We start from the raw sequence: 16,020 nt of genomic DNA on the forward strand, positions 1-16,020 counted from the left end.
TGCAGTCATGCAGATGTCCACCGACAGCGCCGTTCTGGTGATCAACGCCGGCTCGTCCAGCCTGAAGTTCTCGGTCTTCCGGGGGGTGGGGGCGGAGCCGGATGCGGTCATCAACGGCCAGATTTCCGGGATCGGCACGGCGCCGCGCTTCGAGGCGAAGGACACCGCCCGGCGGGTGATGGCCGACCGCACCTGGGGCGAGGGGGAGGCGGCGGATCGCGCCGCCCTCCTGGGCTTCCTTCTGGACTGGATCGAGGACCACCTGGACGGTGCGCGCCTGATCGCCGCCGGTCACCGGGTGGTGCACGGCGGGGCCACCCACTCCTCTCCCGTGCGCATCGACGACGGCGTGCTGGCGGAGCTGGAGCGGCTGGTGCCGCTGGCCCCCCTTCACCAGCCCCACAACCTGGCCGCCATCCGGGCGCTGGCCGCGGCGCACCCGGAACTGCCCCAGGTCGCGTGCTTCGACACCGCCTTCCACCGTGGCCAGCCCTGGCAGGCGCAGACCTTCGCCCTGCCGCGGGAGATGACGGAGGCGGGCATCCGCCGCTACGGATTCCACGGCCTGTCCTACGAGTACATCGCGCGCCGCCTGCCGCAGGTGGCGCCGGTGCTGGCCGATGGCCGGGTGGTCGTCTGCCATCTCGGCAGCGGCGCCAGCATGTGCGCCATCCACGGCGGCCGCAGCGTCGACAGCACCATGGGCTTCACCGCCGTCGACGGCCTGCCCATGGGGACGCGGACCGGCGCCCTGGATCCCGGGGTGCTGATCTACCTGATGCGCGCCAACGGCATGGACGCCGACGCGCTGGAGAAGCTGCTGTACTACCGTTCGGGCCTGCTGGGGGTGTCGGGCATCTCCAACGACATGCGCGTGCTGCTGGAGTCCGAGGATCCGCATGCGGCCGAGGCGGTGGAACTGTTCTGCTTCCGCGTGGCCAAGGAGGCGGGGGCGCTGGCCTCCTCCATGGGCGGCATCGACGCCCTCGTCTTCACCGCCGGCATCGGTGAGCGTTCGGCACCCGTGCGGGCGCGGGTGGGCGAGAAGCTGGCCTGGCTGGGCGTGGCCATCGACGAGGCCGCCAACGCCGCCAACGCCACGATGATCAGCGGTCCCGGCAGCCGCATCCCCGTGTGGGTGATCCCCACCGACGAGGAGCGCATGATCGCCCTGCACACGCTGCGCGTGATGGGAGCGTAAGCCGGCTGCGGCCGGTCCGGAGGCGGGGGAGGGGCCGGGCCTTCACCCCCGCTGCCGGCGCAGGTATTCCAGCAGTTTGCGTTCGAAGAAGGGCTGCGGGGGCTGGTAGCGGGCGACCAGACCGCTCTCCGCGTCCAGGCGCACCACGATGCCGCTGCAATGGAATTCGACGGGTTCGTTGTCCAGGTCGAAGGCGATGCGGAAATCGAAGCGCTGGCGGGCGATCAGGTCGCCCTCATAGGGCCGGATGCGGAAGGAACCGGGGGCGAACTCCTCGGTCTGGTAATCGTGCCGGTCGATGATGACGTGGGGCAGGGCGACCGGACCGGCCTTCGGGGCGGCCGCGTCGGTCGCGGTGGTCTTGCCTCGTCCGCGGAACATCGAAAGAAACGACATCGTCAACGGATCCTTATCCGACGAATACCGGGGGCCGGCCGAAGCCGGCGCCGTGGAGATGATCCAACCGGGACTCCCCGGTGGAAACCGCGCGTTAACCGAGATCGCCCGCACACAGTGTCCGTGACCGCAGGTTGATCAACCGTTAACGCATCGGCACTCCGATCAGAATGTCGCACAGATTCCGTGCCACAGATTCCCCGAAAGGCGGGCGACGGGCGGTTTTGTCGCATGCTGCATCCTCATGTCACCCATGCCCGCGGCCGCGGTCGCCCGACTCTGCAAAAGAAGATAGTCTTTTTTCATCGCGCCGCCCGTCGATCCAAAGATAGACAAAGTTCTCGCCCGCGGATGTTTTTGCACATGCGTCGGAGTTTGTGTGCGACGCAGAATGGCGAAGACTTGCGGGGCGTTTCGGGGACTTCGGCGGTCATCGGATACCGCAGCGGAGCCGGGCCGCGTCAGGTGCGGACCCGCCCGCCGGAAAAAATGGGGAGAACCGCCATGATGCATCGCCACGTCGGGGATCTGCTCTCCAGCCGTCACGTGGTCAGCCTGCCGCCCGACAGCTCCGTGCGTCTGGCCGCCACGCGGATGAAGGCGGCGCACGTCGCCTCGGTGGTCGTTACCGACGGCGAGGACGGGCACCTGGAAGGGATCTTCACGGAACGCGACCTGACCGAGCGGGTGGTGGCGGGCGGGCTGGACCCGGATGGCACGGCCCTGTCGGTGGTGATGACGCCGTGCCCGATCACCGTGGACGTGGACACTTCGATGCGCGACGCGCTGCGCCGCATGTTCCTCAACGGCTTGCGCCATTTGCCCGTGGTGCACGGCGGCAAGGTGGTGGGCATCCTGTCCATGCGCGATTTCATGGGCGAGGAACTGGCCCAGCTCGACCGCGAGCGGGAACTGGTGGAAAGCCTGACCGAGGTGTTGTGACGGGCGGCGCGGCGTCAGCGCCCGAAGGCGCGCCGCCGCGCCGACGCCTCGTCGGCCGGAACGATCTCCATGCCGATGGGCCACAGCGCCAGCCCGGCCAGCTTCAGGTGCGCCCAGGCGAAGGGGATGCCGATGAGGGTCAGGGCCAGGCCGACCGCCGTGATCAGGTGACCCAGCGCCAGCCACCAGCCGGCGAAGACGAACCAGACGATGTTGCCCAGCGCCCCCAGCGCCCCGGTGCCCATGTCCTCGCGCCCGCCGTAGGCGTCGCGGCGGACCGCCTCCTGCCCGAAGGGCAGCAGGGTGTACCAGGCGATGGTGAAGGCGGAGCGGGCCCAGGGGATGCCGATGATGGTGATGATCATCACCACGCCGGCGATCAGCCAGCCCAGCGCCATCCAGATCCCGCCGGTCACCACCCAGAGAATGTTCAGCACGAGGCTCAGCAAGGGCATGGATCGGTCTCCTCTTTTGCCCACATGTGGGGTGCCGGCGTGTGCCGGACCAGACCCGCGGCGGGGGGAAAAGCATGAGCGAGACCGCAACCGGCTTCACCGGACGCGAGGCGTCGGCGCGCGCGCTGTGGCGCCTGGACTCCGGCGCCGCCTATCTGAACCACGGTGGCTTCGGGGCGACGCCGGGTGAGGTTCTCGACGCCCGCGCCGCTCTGGCCGACCGCATCGAGGCGGCCCCCGGCCCCTTCTTCACCCACGACTATCCGGCTCTGCTGCGCGCCGCCGCCGATGCAGTCGCGGCATGGCTGGGCGCCGACGGGCACGACCTGGTGTTCGTCGACAACGCCACCGCCGCGGTCAACGCGGTGCTGCGCTCGTTTCCCCTGCGCCCCGGCGACGAGATCCTGGTGACCACCACCACCTACGGCGCCGTGCGCAACACCGCCCGCTTCGCCGCCGCCGCCGCGGGGGCGCGTGTTGCGGAGGCGGTGCTGCCCTTTGCGCCCGACGACGCCGGCGCGGTGGTGCGCGCGGTGGAGGCCGCGGTGACACCGCGCACGCGGCTCGCCGTGATCGACCATGTGGTGTCGGAAACGGCGCTGGTCCTGCCGGTGGCCGAGCTGGCCGGCCGCCTGTCGGCGCGCGGCGTGGCGGTGCTGGTGGACGGCGCCCACGCGCCGGGACAGGTGCCCCTGGCGATCCCCGCCATCGGCGCCGACTGGTACGCCGCCAACCTGCACAAATGGGCCTTCGCGCCGCGATCCTGCGGGGTGCTGTGGGCGGCGGCGCAGCGTCAGGAGGGGCTGGTGCCGCCGGTCGTCTCGTGGGGATGGGGACAGGGTTTCACCGCCGCCTTCGATTGGGTGGGGACCCGCGACCCGACCCCCTGGCTGGCGGCGCCGGCGGGAATCGCGGCCCACACGCGGCTGGGCGGACCGCGCCTGATGGCGGAGAACCGGCGCCGCGCGGCGGCGGCCGTCCGCATGCTGGAGGAAGCGTGGGGCGTGCGGGCGCCGGTGGTGCCCGAGACGATGACCGGGGCCATGCGGCTCGTGCCCTTGCCCGACGACGGCCTGGCGGCCGACCGGGCCTCGGCCGACGCGCTGCGCCGCCGCCTGTGGCAGGAGTTCCGCGTCGAGGTGCCGGTGCTGGCGCTGGAGGGCCGGCTGTGGGTGCGTCCGGCGGCGCAGGCTTACACCACGCCCGACGACGTGCGGCGCCTGGCGGCGGCGGTGGGGCGCATCGCCCGCTGAGCGGCAGGACGGGCGCGGCGAAATGTACCATTCGAGGGGAAATCAAACCATTTTCGTTGCGGAATTGACACATTCCGCCTAGCATCCACTGCGCGAGAGCCATCACCCCAATACAACAATGATGGCCATTCCGGGGGAAGCCAGGACATGCACGGGGTCGTCGACGCCGGCAATGGGTCGGTTCGTGTGAAAGGCGGGGATGGCGGCATCGGACTGCCGCCCGACGGCGGGGCCGAGCCCCGGCAATGGATGCTGTCAATTCTCCAGGGGCTGCCGGTCGCCACCTTCGTGATCGACGCCGACCACCGCGTCACCCATTGGAACCGTGCGTGCGAGGTGATGATCGGCGTTGCCGCCGACCGCATGATCGGCACCCGCGACCAATGGCGGGCCTTCTACACCGAGCCGCGGCCGATCCTGGCCGACCTCATCGTCGACGGCATCGGCGAGGAGGTGTTGACCCGCCTCTATCCCGGCCGCTGGGCCCGCTCCTCCCTCATCGAAGGCGCTTACGAGGCGGAATCCTACTTCCCGCATTTCCCGGGGGGCGGGCGCTGGATGTCCTTCACCGCGGCGCCGCTGCACGATGCCGACGGCCGCATCATCGGCGCCATCGAGACGTTGCAGGACATCTCCGAACGCAAGCGCGCCGAGGCAGCGGAGCGCGAGCGCGACGCCGACCGCCGCCTGGCGGAGGTGGTGCGCAACAGCCCCTTTCCCACCTTCGTCCTCGACACCGAACACCGGGTCACCGTGTGGAACCGGGCCTGCGAGGCGGTCATCGGCGTGCCCGCCGACGCCGTGGTGGGCACGCGCCTGCACTGGCAAGCCTTCTACGACCGCGAGCGGCCGGTGATGGCCGATCTGGTGCTGGATGGCGTGCCGGAGGAGGCGATCGCCGCCCATTACCCCGGCAAGTGCCGCCGCTCGCTCTACATCGACGGCGCCTACGACGCGGAGGACTTCTTCCCGAAGTGTCCCGGCGGCGGCCGCTGGCTGTCGTTCACCGCGGCACCGATCCATGACGCTGCGGGGCGGGTGGTCGGCGCCATCGAGACCATGCACGACGTCACCGAGGCGCGCCTGTCCGCCGAGGCGCTGCACCTCTACCAGCGCGCCGTGGAATCGGCCACCAACGGCATCATCATCTCGGACATGCGGGCGCCGGACAATCCTGTCGTCTACGCCAACCCCGCGTTCGAGCGGATGACCGGCTACCGGGCGGAGGAGGTGGTCGGGTGCAACGCCCGCTTCCTGCTGGCGGGCGACCGCGACCAGATCGATCTCCAGTCCATCAAGTCGGCCCTGCGCCAGCACCGTCCCGGCAGCGGGGTGCTGCGCAACTACCGCAAGGACGGCACGCTGTTCTGGAACGAGCTGTTCGTCGCACCCGTGCGCGACGGCGCGGGTGTTGCAACGCACACCGTCAGCGTCATGACCGACATCACCGAGCGGCGCCGCTACGAGGAGGAACTGGAGCATCAGGCCAACCACGATGCGCTCACCGGGCTGGCCAACCGCAGCCTGATGAAGGACCGGCTGGAGCACGCGCTGACCTACGCCCAGCGCTACCACGGCAAGGTGGCCACCCTGTTCGTCGACCTCGACAACTTCAAGACCATCAACGACACGCTGGGGCACGGCGTGGGCGACCGGCTGGTCCAGGCGGTTGCCAAGCGGCTGGTCAACTGCCTGCGCGACGTCGACACGGTGGCGCGCCTGGGTGGCGACGAGTTCGTCATCATCGTCTACAACCCCCACGACGAGAGCGACGTCACCCAGGTGATGCGCCGCATCATGGAGACGCTGAACAAGCCGTTCCGCATCGACGAGGCGGAGCTGTACGTCACCTGCTCCATCGGCGCGGCCCTGTCGCCGCGCGACGGCTCCGACGTGGACACGCTGCTGAAGCACGCGGACGCCGCCATGTACCGGGCCAAGGAACTGGGCCGCGGCGGCTTCCAGTTCTTCACGCGCGAGATCAACGAGCAGGTGTCGGAGCGCATGGCGATCGAGCGCGAGCTGCACGGCGCCATCGCCCGCAACGAACTGGAGGTGCATTACCAGCCCCAGGTGGACGTGCGCACCGGCGCCATCATGGGGGCCGAGGCCCTGCTGCGCTGGACGAACCCGCGTCTGGGCGCCGTGTCGCCCGCCCGCTTCATCCCCGTCGCCGAGGAAAGCGGTCTGATCCTCTCCATCGGCCGCTGGGTGCTGGAAACGGCGTGCCACGATTCCAAGCGCTGGATCGCCGAGGGTTGGACCGGTGCCCGCCTGTCGGTCAACCTGTCGGCCCGCCAGTTCCGCCAGACCGACCTGTTCCGCCACATCGAGGAGCTGCTGCAGGATGCCCACCTGTCGTCGCTGGTGCTGGAGCTGGAACTGACGGAAAGCATGGTGATGCAGAACCCCGAGGCCGCCATCGGCACCATGCGGGCGCTGAAGGACATCGGGCTGCGCCTGGCCATCGACGATTTCGGCACCGGCTACTCCTCGCTCAGCCATCTGCGCCACTTCCCGCTGGACATCCTGAAGGTCGACCAGACCTTCGTGCGCGACATCTCCAGCCACTCCGACGGCGAGGCCATCGCGGCGGCGGTCATTTCCATCGGCCATGCGCTGGGCAAGAAGGTGGTCGCCGAAGGGGTCGAGCAACCCGAGCAGCTCGACTTCCTGCGCGGCCACGGTTGCGACGAGTACCAGGGCTTCCTGTTCAGCCGCGCGGTCCCGGCGGGGCGCTTCCGGGAGTTGCTGAAGCACAATGGCCAGTTGCCGGATGCGGTCGGATAGACGGGGCGCGGCTTTCCGTCGCGGGTACCGGGCCCGGTGGCGGATCGCCCGCGGGCGACCGGGCTTGCATCGCTCCCGCCGTTCGGGAATCTTTGTCCCTGGCCGAACGGGGTAATATGCCTCTGCCGGGCGGAGGAGTTGTTGCCGGATACCGTCATCGACATACCCCTTGAGGAGCCGCGCGAAGCGGACGAGGCGCGGGTTTACCGGCTGCAGTTCCTGGCATCGCTGACGCTGTCGGCATTGCTGGTGATCGGGCTGGGCCTGTTCTTCGTCTACCAGCACGTCATGGATTTCCAGGCGGCCCGCGAACAGGCGGAAGCGCGCCACCTGGAGGACCAGCGCGTCGCGCTGATGCAGCAGGTCGAACACGCCCGCGACTACCTGGAGTTCATGCGCTCGCGCACCGAAACGGTGCTCAAGCTGGAAATCCGCCGGCAGGTCGATTTCGCCCATTCGATCGCCATGGCGATCTACGACCGCGACCGCGACCATCGCCCGCCCGAGGAGATCCAGGCGGCCATCCGCGAGACGCTGCGGCCGCTGCGCTTCTTCGATGGGCGCGGCTATTTCTTCGTCGATGACCTGGAAGGCAACTGCATCCTGCTGCCCATCAATCCGGAGCTGGAGGGCACCTCTCTGCTCGACAACCGGGACGACATGGGCACCTACATCATGCGCGACCTGATCCGATCGGTGCAGACCCCGGAACGGCAGGGCTATTCCCGCTACCGCTGGTATGCGCCGGGCGGCGGCGGGCGGATGATGGAGAAGATCGCCTATTCGCGCCTGTTCGCCCCCTATGACTGGCTGATCGGTGCCGGTGAATATCTGGAGGTGGTCGAGGAGCTGTTGCAGGAGGAGGCGCTGGAACGCCTGCGGGCCCTGCGCTTCGGGCGCGACGGCTACATCGCCGTGCTGCACGCCGACGGCATGGTCCTGTCTTCGCCCACGGTGCCGGAGTCCGAGGGGCGGGCCGTGGAGAGTTTGGCCACCCGGGAGGAGCGCGACCTCGTGCGCCGCCTCATCGCGCTGGGGCGCGAGGGCGGCGGAACGCTGCGCTACGACTGGATCCGCCCCAGCACCGGCCATACGGCGCCCAAGCTGTCGTACGTGTCGGCGCCAAACGCCTGGGGCTGGATCATGGTCGCCGGCGTCTACCTGGACGAACTGGAAGCCGCCATGGCGGCCCAGCGGGACGAGCTGTGGGTGGGGGTGGAACTGCGCATCGTCACCACGGTGGCCGTGCTGCTGCTCGCGCTCGCCGGCTCGGTCGTCATCTCCTGGCTGGTGACCGGGTGGATCCGCCGGATCGTCGGCGGCTACCGCTCGCGCGTGCGGCAGAGCGACAGCATGCTGCGCGAACGCGCGCGCCAGCTTCACCTCTCCAACTTCTTCCTCGACCACGTGTCGGAGGTGGTGGTGCTGGCCGACGCGGAGCGCCGCGTCGTCTACGTCAACCCCTTCGGCTGCCAGGTGCTGGGCGCCCGTGCGGAGGACCTGACGGGGCGACCCGCCGCCCTGCTGGAAGGCTGCGCCCCCGACGTCGACCGCGACACCCGCTATGAGACGACGTTGCGCACGCCCGACGGGCGCACGCTCCACCTGGAGGTGACGGCCAGCCGCATCATCTACGACGGGCACGGCCATCTCTGCGCCATCGCCCGCGACGTCACCGAGCGGCGGCGCGCGGAGTGGGAGATGCGGCTGGGCGCCAAGGTGTTCGACCACGCGGCCGAAGGCATGATGGTCACCGATGCGGACAACCGGCTGGTGGCGGTCAACGACGCCTTCGAGCGCATCACCGGCTACAGCCGGGCCGAGGCCATCGGGCGGAACCCCGGCATGCTGGCCTCCGGCCGCCACGGACCGGAGTTCTACACCGCCATGTGGCGCTCCCTTCAGGACGAGGGCGGGTGGAGCGGCGAGGTGTGGAACCGCCGCAAGTCCGGTGAGGTCTATCCGGAATGGCTGAGCATCCGGGTGGTGCGCGACGCTGACGGGGTGGTCGGAAACTACATCGCCGCCTTCACCGACGTCAGCGAGTCCCGCGCCCAGGAGGAGCGCATCCGCCGTCTGGCCCAGTACGACGTGCTGACCGACCTGCCCAACCGGGTGCTGCTGCGCGACCGGCTGGACCGGGCGCTGGCGGCGGCGGTGCGCACCGGCCGCAAAGTCGGCGTGCTGTTCGTCGACCTGGACCGTTTCAAGACCATCAACGATTCCCTCGGCCACGCCGTCGGCGACGCCCTGCTGCGCGACGTCGCGCACCGTCTCAGCGAGGCGGTGCGGGGTGCCGATACCGTCAGCCGCCAGGGCGGCGACGAGTTCGTGATCCTGCTGAGCGACCTGGAGATGCCGGAGGCGGCCGGAACGGTGGCCCGCAAGCTGCTGGCCCTCCTGTCGGAGCCGTACCGGATCGAAGGGCACGAGCTGCGCGTCACCCCGTCCATCGGCATCGCCGTCTTTCCCGACGACGGCACGACGGGCGACGCGCTGCTGAAGAGCGCCGACATGGCCATGTACGCGGCCAAGGAGTCGGGTCGCGCCACCTACCAGTTCTTCACCATGGAGCTGAACCGGCGCGCGTCGGAGCGGCTGTGGCTGGAAAGCAACCTGCGCCGGGCCATCGAGAACGGCGACATGGAGCTGCACTACCAGCCCCAGGTGCGCATCGAGGGGCGCCGCATGGTGGGCTGCGAGGCGCTGGTGCGCTGGCGCCAGCCCGACGGGCGCCTGATCCCGCCGTCCCATTTCATTCCCATCGCCGAGGACACCGGGCTGATCCTGCCGCTGGGCGACTGGGTGCTGGACGAGGCGTGCCGTCGCGCCGCCGATCTGCGCAACGCGCCGGGCGGGCACATCGCGGCGGGGGAAATGTTCCGCATGGCCGTCAACCTGTCGGCCGTGCAGCTCCGCCGGCCGGGCCTGCCCCAGCGGCTGGCCGACATGCTGAGCCGCCACGGGTTGGCGGCGGCCGCGCTGGAGCTGGAGGTGACCGAGTCCATGCTGATGGACGATTCCGAAACCATCGCAGACACCATGGCGCGCCTGCGCGAGATGGGCGTGGCCCTGGCCATCGACGATTTCGGCACCGGCTACTCGTCGCTCAGCTACCTGAAGCGCTTTCACGCGGACAAGCTGAAGATCGACCGCAGCTTCGTGTCCGGTCTGGCGCGCGATCCCGACGGCACCGCCATCGCCGGCGCCATCATCAGCATGGCGCGCGCGCTGCGCATGGAAACGCTGGCGGAGGGGGTGGAGACCGACGAGCAGCTGGAACATCTGGCCGCCATGGGGTGCGAACAGATCCAGGGCTTCCTCATCGGCCACCCCATGCCATTCGAGGAGTTCGTCGAATTCCTGGCGCAGCACCGGGGTGAGCGGCTGGAGGCGTGAAAGGGCCGGGGCGGCGGCATCACAGCCGCCGGCGCACCACCCGGGCGATTTCCGCGTCGGTCAGCACCACCGGGTTTGTGGTCATGGAGGAACCCCGGCTGTCGGCGACGATGCGTCCCACATCCGCCTCCCTCACCCCGAAGGCGCCCAGCCGCGGCAGGGCGAGGCGTTCCTGCCAGCCGTGCAGCAGGTCCACCAGGGCATGGCGAGCGGCACCGTCGTCGAGCCCCCTCAGGCCGGTCAGCAGCCGGCCGGCACGGGCGTAGCGGGCAAGTGCCGGCGACTCCGGCAGCCGTTCCTCCAGGGCGCGGATGTTGACCGCAGTGGCCTCGCCGACCAGCGTTCCGCACGCCACCCCGTGGGGAACGGGAAACAGGGCGCCCAGCGGCGCGGCCAGCCCGTGCACCGACCCCAGCCCGGTTTGCGCCAGGCAGATCCCCGACAGCAGGGCAGCGTAGGCGAGCTGGCCGCGCCCGGCGGCAGCCTCGGGCCCGGCACCCCGCCAGGTGGGGAAGAAGCCGGCGGCGAACGCCTCCAGCCCCGACCAGGCCAGCGCCTCGGTCAGCGGGTTGGAACGGGTGGAGACCGCCGATTCCAGAAGCTGGGTGAAGGCGTCCATGCCGTTGGCGGCGATCAGGCCGGGCGGGCAGGTGGCCAGCAGGTCGGGATCGACCAGGGCGACGCGGGCGACCAGCGCGTCGTCGCGGAACGACTTCTTGTAGCCATCCGGACCGCGGTGGCTGAGCACGGCGTTCTTCGTGGCCTCGCTGCCGGTGCCGGCGGTGGTGGGGACGGCGACGAAGGGCAGGGCGGGTCCTGCGTAGGGCAACCCGCGCCCCACCCCCTCCAGGTGGTCCAGGACGGAGTTGCCGGGCACCAGCAGCCCCGCCACCGCCTTGGCGAAGTCGAGCACCGAGCCGCCGCCGATCCCCGCCACCACCTCGATGCCGTTACGGCGGTGGGCCGCGACGGCGGCGTCCACGTCGTCGGGCGACGGTTCCCCGGCCACCGCCGCCATCTCCACCGCGACGCCGCGCTCCGCCAGCCCGTCGAGCAGCGGTTGCCAGGCGGCCGAGGCGCGGAACGACCCGCCACCGGTGACCAGCAGCACCCGCCGCCCCAGTGCCGCCACCTCGTCGGGCAGGCGGGCGAGGCTGCCGGCACCGAAGACGATCCGGGGCAGGCGGGCAATGGCGAAGGGGGCGATGGGGAGCATGGGGGCGGTCACGTCTGCGGTTTCGGAAGGGCCGCACCCTCGTCCTTCAGCCCTACGCCGGTGAGGCCGCGCTCGCGGGCGGCGTGCATCAGGCGGACGAGGGTGTCGGCGGCGGCATCGTACCCCAACCCGTCGGGCGGATGGATGTTGGACAGGCAGTTGCGTTCGGCGTCGCTGCGGCCGGGGCGCGGGTCCAGGGTGAGATAGATGCCCAGGCTGTCGGCGGCGCTGAGGCCCGGCCGCTCGCCGATCAGCACGGCGACCATGGCGGCCCCCAGCCGTTCGCCGATGGCATCCCCCAGCGCCACGCGCGCCTGGTGAGCCAGCACCACCGGGCCGATGCGCCAGCCGGCCAGGCGGGCCAGCACCGCCGTCAGCGTCGGTGCGGCGTGGGCGTGCACGGCGGTGGCGGACAGCCCGTCGGCGATGACGAAGACGATGTCCGGGGTCCCCGGAGTCAGCCGGGCGGCGCTCTCGGGCGCCAGGCGGCGGCCCAGGTCGGGGCGCTTCAGGTAGGTGGCGCGGTCGGGGGCGGCGCTGCGCACCTCGACCACCGCCGGCACCCCCTCGGCGCCGTCCAGGGCCGCGGCGACGGCGGGCGCGTCGAAGGGGGTGTGGACGGCGTCGCGGGCGCGGGCGTGGGCAAGCTGGAAGTCCAGCAGCGGCGCCGTCGGCAGCCCGTCGCCGCACCGCCCCAGCCCGATGCGGGCGCGGGTGGCGGCGCGCAGGGTGGCCCAGGGATCGGCAACCGGCGGCCGGGTCATGCCGCGCCCTCCGCCGGGGTCAGCAGCGCCCGCAGGCGGGGCGGCGGCAGGTCGCGCACCCGGCCGCCGGGGTCGAGGATGCCCATGCCTTCCAGCCACCGCGCGAACTCCGGCGCCGGCCGCAGGCCCAGGGCGGCGCGCAGGTACAGGGCGTCGTGGTAGGAGGTGCTCTGGTAGTTCAGCATGACGTCGTCGGCCCCGGGGACGCCCATGATGAAGGTCACGCCGGCGACACCCAGCAGGGTCAGCAGGGTGTCCATGTCGTCCTGGTCGGCCTCGGCGTGGTTGGTGTAGCAGACGTCCACCCCCATGGGCAGGCCCAGCAGCTTGCCGCAGAAATGGTCCTCCAGTCCGGCCCGGGCGATCTGCTTGCCGTCGTACAGGTATTCCGGCCCGATGAAGCCGACGACGGTGTTGACCAGCAGCGGCCGGAAGGCGCGGGCAACGGCGTAGGCGCGGGCTTCGCAGGTCTGCTGGTCGACGCCGTGGTGGGCGTCGGCGGACAGGGCCGAGCCCTGGCCCGTCTCGAAATACATGACGTTGTCGCCGACCGTGTGGCGCTTCAGGGACAGGGCGGCGTCCCGCCCCTCCTTCAGCACCGCCAGGTCGATGCCGAAGGCGCGGTTGGCCGCCTCGGTCCCGGCGACGGACTGGAAGACCAGATCGACGGGCGCCCCGCGCTCCACCGCCGCCAGGGTGTTGGTGACGTGGGTCAGCACGCAGGACTGGGTGGGGATGGCGTAGCGCTGCCGCACCTCGTCGATCAGGGTCAGCAGCGCCATGGCCTGCGGGATGCTGTCCGTGGCGGGGTTGATGCCGATGACCGCATCGCCGCAGCCCATCACCAGCCCATCGAGGATGGAGGCGGCGATGCCGGCGGGGTCGTCGGTGGGGTGGTTGGGCTGGATGCGCACCGACAGCCGGCCGGGCAGGCCGATGGTGGTGCGGAACGCCGTGACGACGCGGATCTTGCGGGCGACGGCGATCAGGTCCTGGTTGCGCATCAGCTTGGCGACGGCGGCCGCCATCTCCGGCGTCACCCCCGGTGCCAGGGCGGCCAGCGCCGCTCCGTCGGCGGCGTCGGACAGCAGCCATTCCCGGAACGCCCCGACGGTGAGGGACGCCACGGGGGCGAACGCCGCGGCGTCGTGGGTGTCGATGATGAGGCGGGTCACCTCGTCCGTTTCGTAAGGGATCACGGCCTCGGTCAGGAAGGTGGCGAGCGGCAGGTCGGCCAGCACGCGCCGCGCCGCCACCCGCTCCTCGTCGCTTTGCGCCGCCACCCCGGCCAGCGCGTCGCCGGAGCGCAACGGCGTGGCCGCCGCCAGCAGCGCCTTCAGGTCGGCGAACGTGTGCCGGGTGTGCCCGACCGTCGCGGCATACATGGTGCGTTCCCCCCGCCTGCCCCGCGTTGCCGGCCAGCGTAGCGCATGCCCGGTCCGTGCTGAAGCGGGACATTGGGCGGGTGAGGTGATGCGGTGGACGGTCCTTTTCCCGCTTGTCGGTGAAAAGCGTTTGATGCCGAAGAGACCATCTCACTTTTTTGTCATTGGCGCGCACCCTTGGTATGGGCATAAAGCACGCCCTGATCCCGCAGCGAACCAACCGACGCCGAATGATAAACCGCTAATGTATGATCATTATAATGGCTATTTCATGGCGATTGGCGTTGAATCGCTCAATATGACAAAGCGAAATATCATAGGTCTTAAGTAATGCGCAAGTATTTTTCTATCGTTTCAATGGGGCGGAGCGGCTCAACGCTTTTGGAAAGGCTTCTCGCATCGCACCCGGATATTACATCGCTCGGAGAGGTGATTAGCCCGTATGGGAAATACGGCAAAAATTCAAGCATACCAATCAGGCAGTTCATCGAACACGAAATGTTTGGAGAACGAACCGGCATCTGTGGGTTCAAGATGCCGTTTGATTGGATGCTGACATACCCTGATGTGTTCGGTGCATTCTTTGATCTTAAGTTCAAGATCATCTATCTGAAAAGAGCCAATAAGCTGGACCAATTCATCTCTATGAAGCTGGCGCAAAAAACAGGAGTGTGGGAATCCAATGCGAATTATAAAGGCGCTCGAATTGTGATAAAAATCGAAGAGATTGGCAAATTTTTCATTAGCGCTAACTACGCTGACGAAGTGCTGCGCCAAATGACGTCCCGGTTTCCGAAGGTGGAAGTGACATATGAAGGACTAATTGCCGGCGATAGCCACCAGGATATTTTGAATTTTCTTAACGCATCAGGCCATCCGCTCACCACAAACACCGTTCGCTCAAGAACGATGAGCCGTCGTGACGTGATTGAGAATTTCGACGACGTTGCGGAAGCGTTCTCCGGCACACCCCATGCTTGGTTCTTCACAGCTCCGGAGTGATTTCTTCTGTAATGGTGATTGCTCACCGGGCTGGCTGAGCGCGTGAAGGCGGTCGGCGCTCTGCGCATTGGAGGCGGCGAGAGGTCGGGTGTTGCGACGACCGCTTGAATCCACCCAATACGTTGCCATCAAATACACCGAGCGTCTCACCGACGCCGGCGTCGAACCCTCCGTGGGCAGCGTCGGCGACAGCTATGACAACGCCTTGGCCGAGACGATCAACGGCCTCTACAAGACCGAGGTGATCCGGCGCCGCGGACCGTGGCGCACCCTGGAAGACGTCGAGTTCGCCACCCTGGAATGGGTGGACTGGTTCAACCACCGGCGCCTCCTCGAACCCATCGGCAACATTCCTCCCGCCGAGGCCGAGGCGCGCTACTATGCTCAAGCCGAGGACGTCGCCATGGCGGCGTAACTCAAGCAAAATCGCCTCCGGAAAACCCGGGGCGGTTCAACCTACCGCGAGTCGGGCACCTGCTCGAACAACCGAACGATTCGGGTGACGGAACTGCAGGAGCGGGTAGTCGCGGGGCTGACGGCGCGCCTCCTCTCCCCGGAGGCTGTCGCGCTGTTCATCAAGACCTACGCCGAGGAACGTCGCCGTCTCCGCACAGAGGCCCGACGTGAGCATGCCGAGGTCGAAGCCCGGCTTGCCAAGCTGACGCGCCAGATCTCGAACATCATTGATGCCATCGCCGATGGTGCCGCGAGGCCGTCCATGCGGACGAAGCTGATGGAACTGGAAGCCGAAGGCCGAGGTCGAACGTGACCTGGCGGCGATCCTGGAGGCGGAGAGCGCAGACGAATCGGTGGTCGCGTTGCATCCCGCTGCTGTCGAGACCTACCGCCGACAGATCGAAGCCCTGTACAAGGGATGGTCCGACGACAGCGAGGCGCGCCAAGAAGCCGTGAACGCCATGCGGGCACTCATCGCGCGCATTGAAATCGCACCCGGCGAGCGCCGTGGCGAAACCCACGTCAGGATTCTGGGGAAGATCGAGGAACTGCTCGGCCTCACCCAGCCAAAGCTGGATGAGGCCTGCAGCACAGTCGCTAGGACTGCATCGATGGTAGCAGCGGAGGGATTTGAACCCCCGACCAAGGGATTATGATTCCCCTGCTCTACCACTGAGCTACGCTGCCATCGGGTCCGGCCGTTGCCGGCCGGGAGCGCTTAATTAGGCGAAGAGACGGAGTGTGTCAAGCGCTTGTGTGAC

Annotated in this window: 12 protein-coding genes, 1 tRNA gene and 1 pseudogene; 8 read left to right on the plus strand and 6 right to left on the minus strand. The window is 69.0% G+C overall.

What is annotated here, in order from left to right; genetic code table 11:
• The first annotated feature begins 7 nt into the window (after positions 1-7).
• Positions 8-1,201 (plus strand): acetate/propionate family kinase, encoded by a 1,194-nt coding sequence (locus G472_RS0118350; RefSeq protein ID WP_245593523.1) that lies wholly within the window; start codon positions 8-10, stop codon positions 1,199-1,201.
• 42 nt (positions 1,202-1,243) lie between these two features.
• Here the strand turns inward: G472_RS0118350 and G472_RS0118355 are convergent, their stop codons facing one another.
• Complete coding sequence (locus tag G472_RS0118355; RefSeq protein ID WP_029009539.1) at positions 1,244-1,597, minus strand: hypothetical protein; 354 nt, start codon at positions 1,595-1,597, stop codon at positions 1,244-1,246.
• Positions 1,598-2,101: 504 nt separating this feature from the next.
• On the opposite strand from G472_RS0118355, the gene G472_RS38915 reads away from it, so the two are divergent.
• A complete protein-coding gene (locus G472_RS38915; RefSeq protein WP_029009540.1) occupies positions 2,102-2,539 on the plus strand; it encodes a CBS domain-containing protein in 438 nt (145 codons plus the stop codon).
• A 14-nt stretch (positions 2,540-2,553) separates the two neighbouring features.
• Here the strand turns inward: G472_RS38915 and G472_RS0118365 are convergent, their stop codons facing one another.
• Positions 2,554-2,994, minus strand: a complete 441-nt coding sequence (locus tag G472_RS0118365; protein ID WP_029009541.1) for a YccF domain-containing protein — start codon at positions 2,992-2,994, stop codon at positions 2,554-2,556.
• Between the two features lie 74 nt (positions 2,995-3,068).
• Here G472_RS0118365 and G472_RS0118370 point away from each other — a divergent pair, with 74 nt between their 5' ends.
• The 3 genes from G472_RS0118370 to G472_RS0118380 all read left to right on the plus strand — a co-directional run bounded on the left by G472_RS0118370 (position 3,069) and on the right by G472_RS0118380 (position 10,436).
• Positions 3,069-4,247: an aminotransferase class V-fold PLP-dependent enzyme gene (locus G472_RS0118370; RefSeq protein ID WP_051340992.1), complete on the plus strand. Its 1,179-nt coding sequence runs from the start codon at positions 3,069-3,071 to the stop codon at positions 4,245-4,247.
• A gap of 147 nt (positions 4,248-4,394) precedes the next feature.
• Complete coding sequence (locus G472_RS34130; protein ID WP_051340993.1) at positions 4,395-7,037, plus strand: sensor domain-containing protein; 2,643 nt, start codon at positions 4,395-4,397, stop codon at positions 7,035-7,037.
• Between the two features lie 141 nt (positions 7,038-7,178).
• Positions 7,179-10,436, plus strand: a complete 3,258-nt coding sequence (locus G472_RS0118380; protein ID WP_051340994.1) for a bifunctional diguanylate cyclase/phosphodiesterase — start codon at positions 7,179-7,181, stop codon at positions 10,434-10,436.
• A gap of 19 nt (positions 10,437-10,455) precedes the next feature.
• Here the strand turns inward: G472_RS0118380 and G472_RS0118385 are convergent, their stop codons facing one another.
• The 3 genes from G472_RS0118385 to G472_RS0118395 are packed head-to-tail and all read right to left on the minus strand — an operon-like array spanning position 10,456 to position 13,801.
• Positions 10,456-11,664 (minus strand): iron-containing alcohol dehydrogenase, encoded by a 1,209-nt coding sequence (locus G472_RS0118385; protein WP_211100211.1) that lies wholly within the window; start codon positions 11,662-11,664, stop codon positions 10,456-10,458.
• Positions 11,661-12,416, minus strand: coding sequence for an ethanolamine ammonia-lyase subunit EutC (gene eutC / locus G472_RS0118390; protein WP_029009545.1), 756 nt, complete (start codon positions 12,414-12,416; stop codon positions 11,661-11,663). The genes G472_RS0118385 and eutC overlap by 4 nt, the downstream gene beginning before the upstream one ends.
• Entirely contained in the window at positions 12,413-13,801 is a 1,389-nt protein-coding gene (locus G472_RS0118395) for an ethanolamine ammonia-lyase subunit EutB (protein ID WP_029009546.1), read from the minus strand. The genes eutC and G472_RS0118395 overlap by 4 nt, the downstream gene beginning before the upstream one ends.
• Before the next feature lie 330 nt (positions 13,802-14,131).
• Between G472_RS0118395 and G472_RS38220 the strand changes: the two genes are divergently transcribed.
• The 3 genes and pseudogenes from G472_RS38220 to G472_RS0118405 all read left to right on the plus strand — a co-directional run bounded on the left by G472_RS38220 (position 14,132) and on the right by G472_RS0118405 (position 15,572).
• Positions 14,132-14,803 (plus strand): sulfotransferase, encoded by a 672-nt coding sequence (locus G472_RS38220; RefSeq protein WP_084536754.1) that lies wholly within the window; start codon positions 14,132-14,134, stop codon positions 14,801-14,803.
• A gap of 112 nt (positions 14,804-14,915) precedes the next feature.
• A pseudogene (locus tag G472_RS0118400) lies at positions 14,916-15,218 on the plus strand (integrase core domain-containing protein); the annotation flags it as partial.
• Between the two features lie 84 nt (positions 15,219-15,302).
• Positions 15,303-15,572, plus strand: coding sequence for a hypothetical protein (locus tag G472_RS0118405; protein ID WP_029009548.1), 270 nt, complete (start codon positions 15,303-15,305; stop codon positions 15,570-15,572).
• A 299-nt stretch (positions 15,573-15,871) separates the two neighbouring features.
• On the opposite strand, the gene G472_RS0118410 is transcribed toward G472_RS0118405, so the two are convergent.
• Positions 15,872-15,946, minus strand: a tRNA-Met gene (locus G472_RS0118410).
• Positions 15,947-16,020 lie beyond the last annotated feature (74 nt).

The organism is Azospirillum halopraeferens DSM 3675 (assembly GCF_000429625.1).
In the GTDB taxonomy this organism is placed as follows: Bacteria; Pseudomonadota; Alphaproteobacteria; order Azospirillales; family Azospirillaceae; genus Azospirillum; species Azospirillum halopraeferens.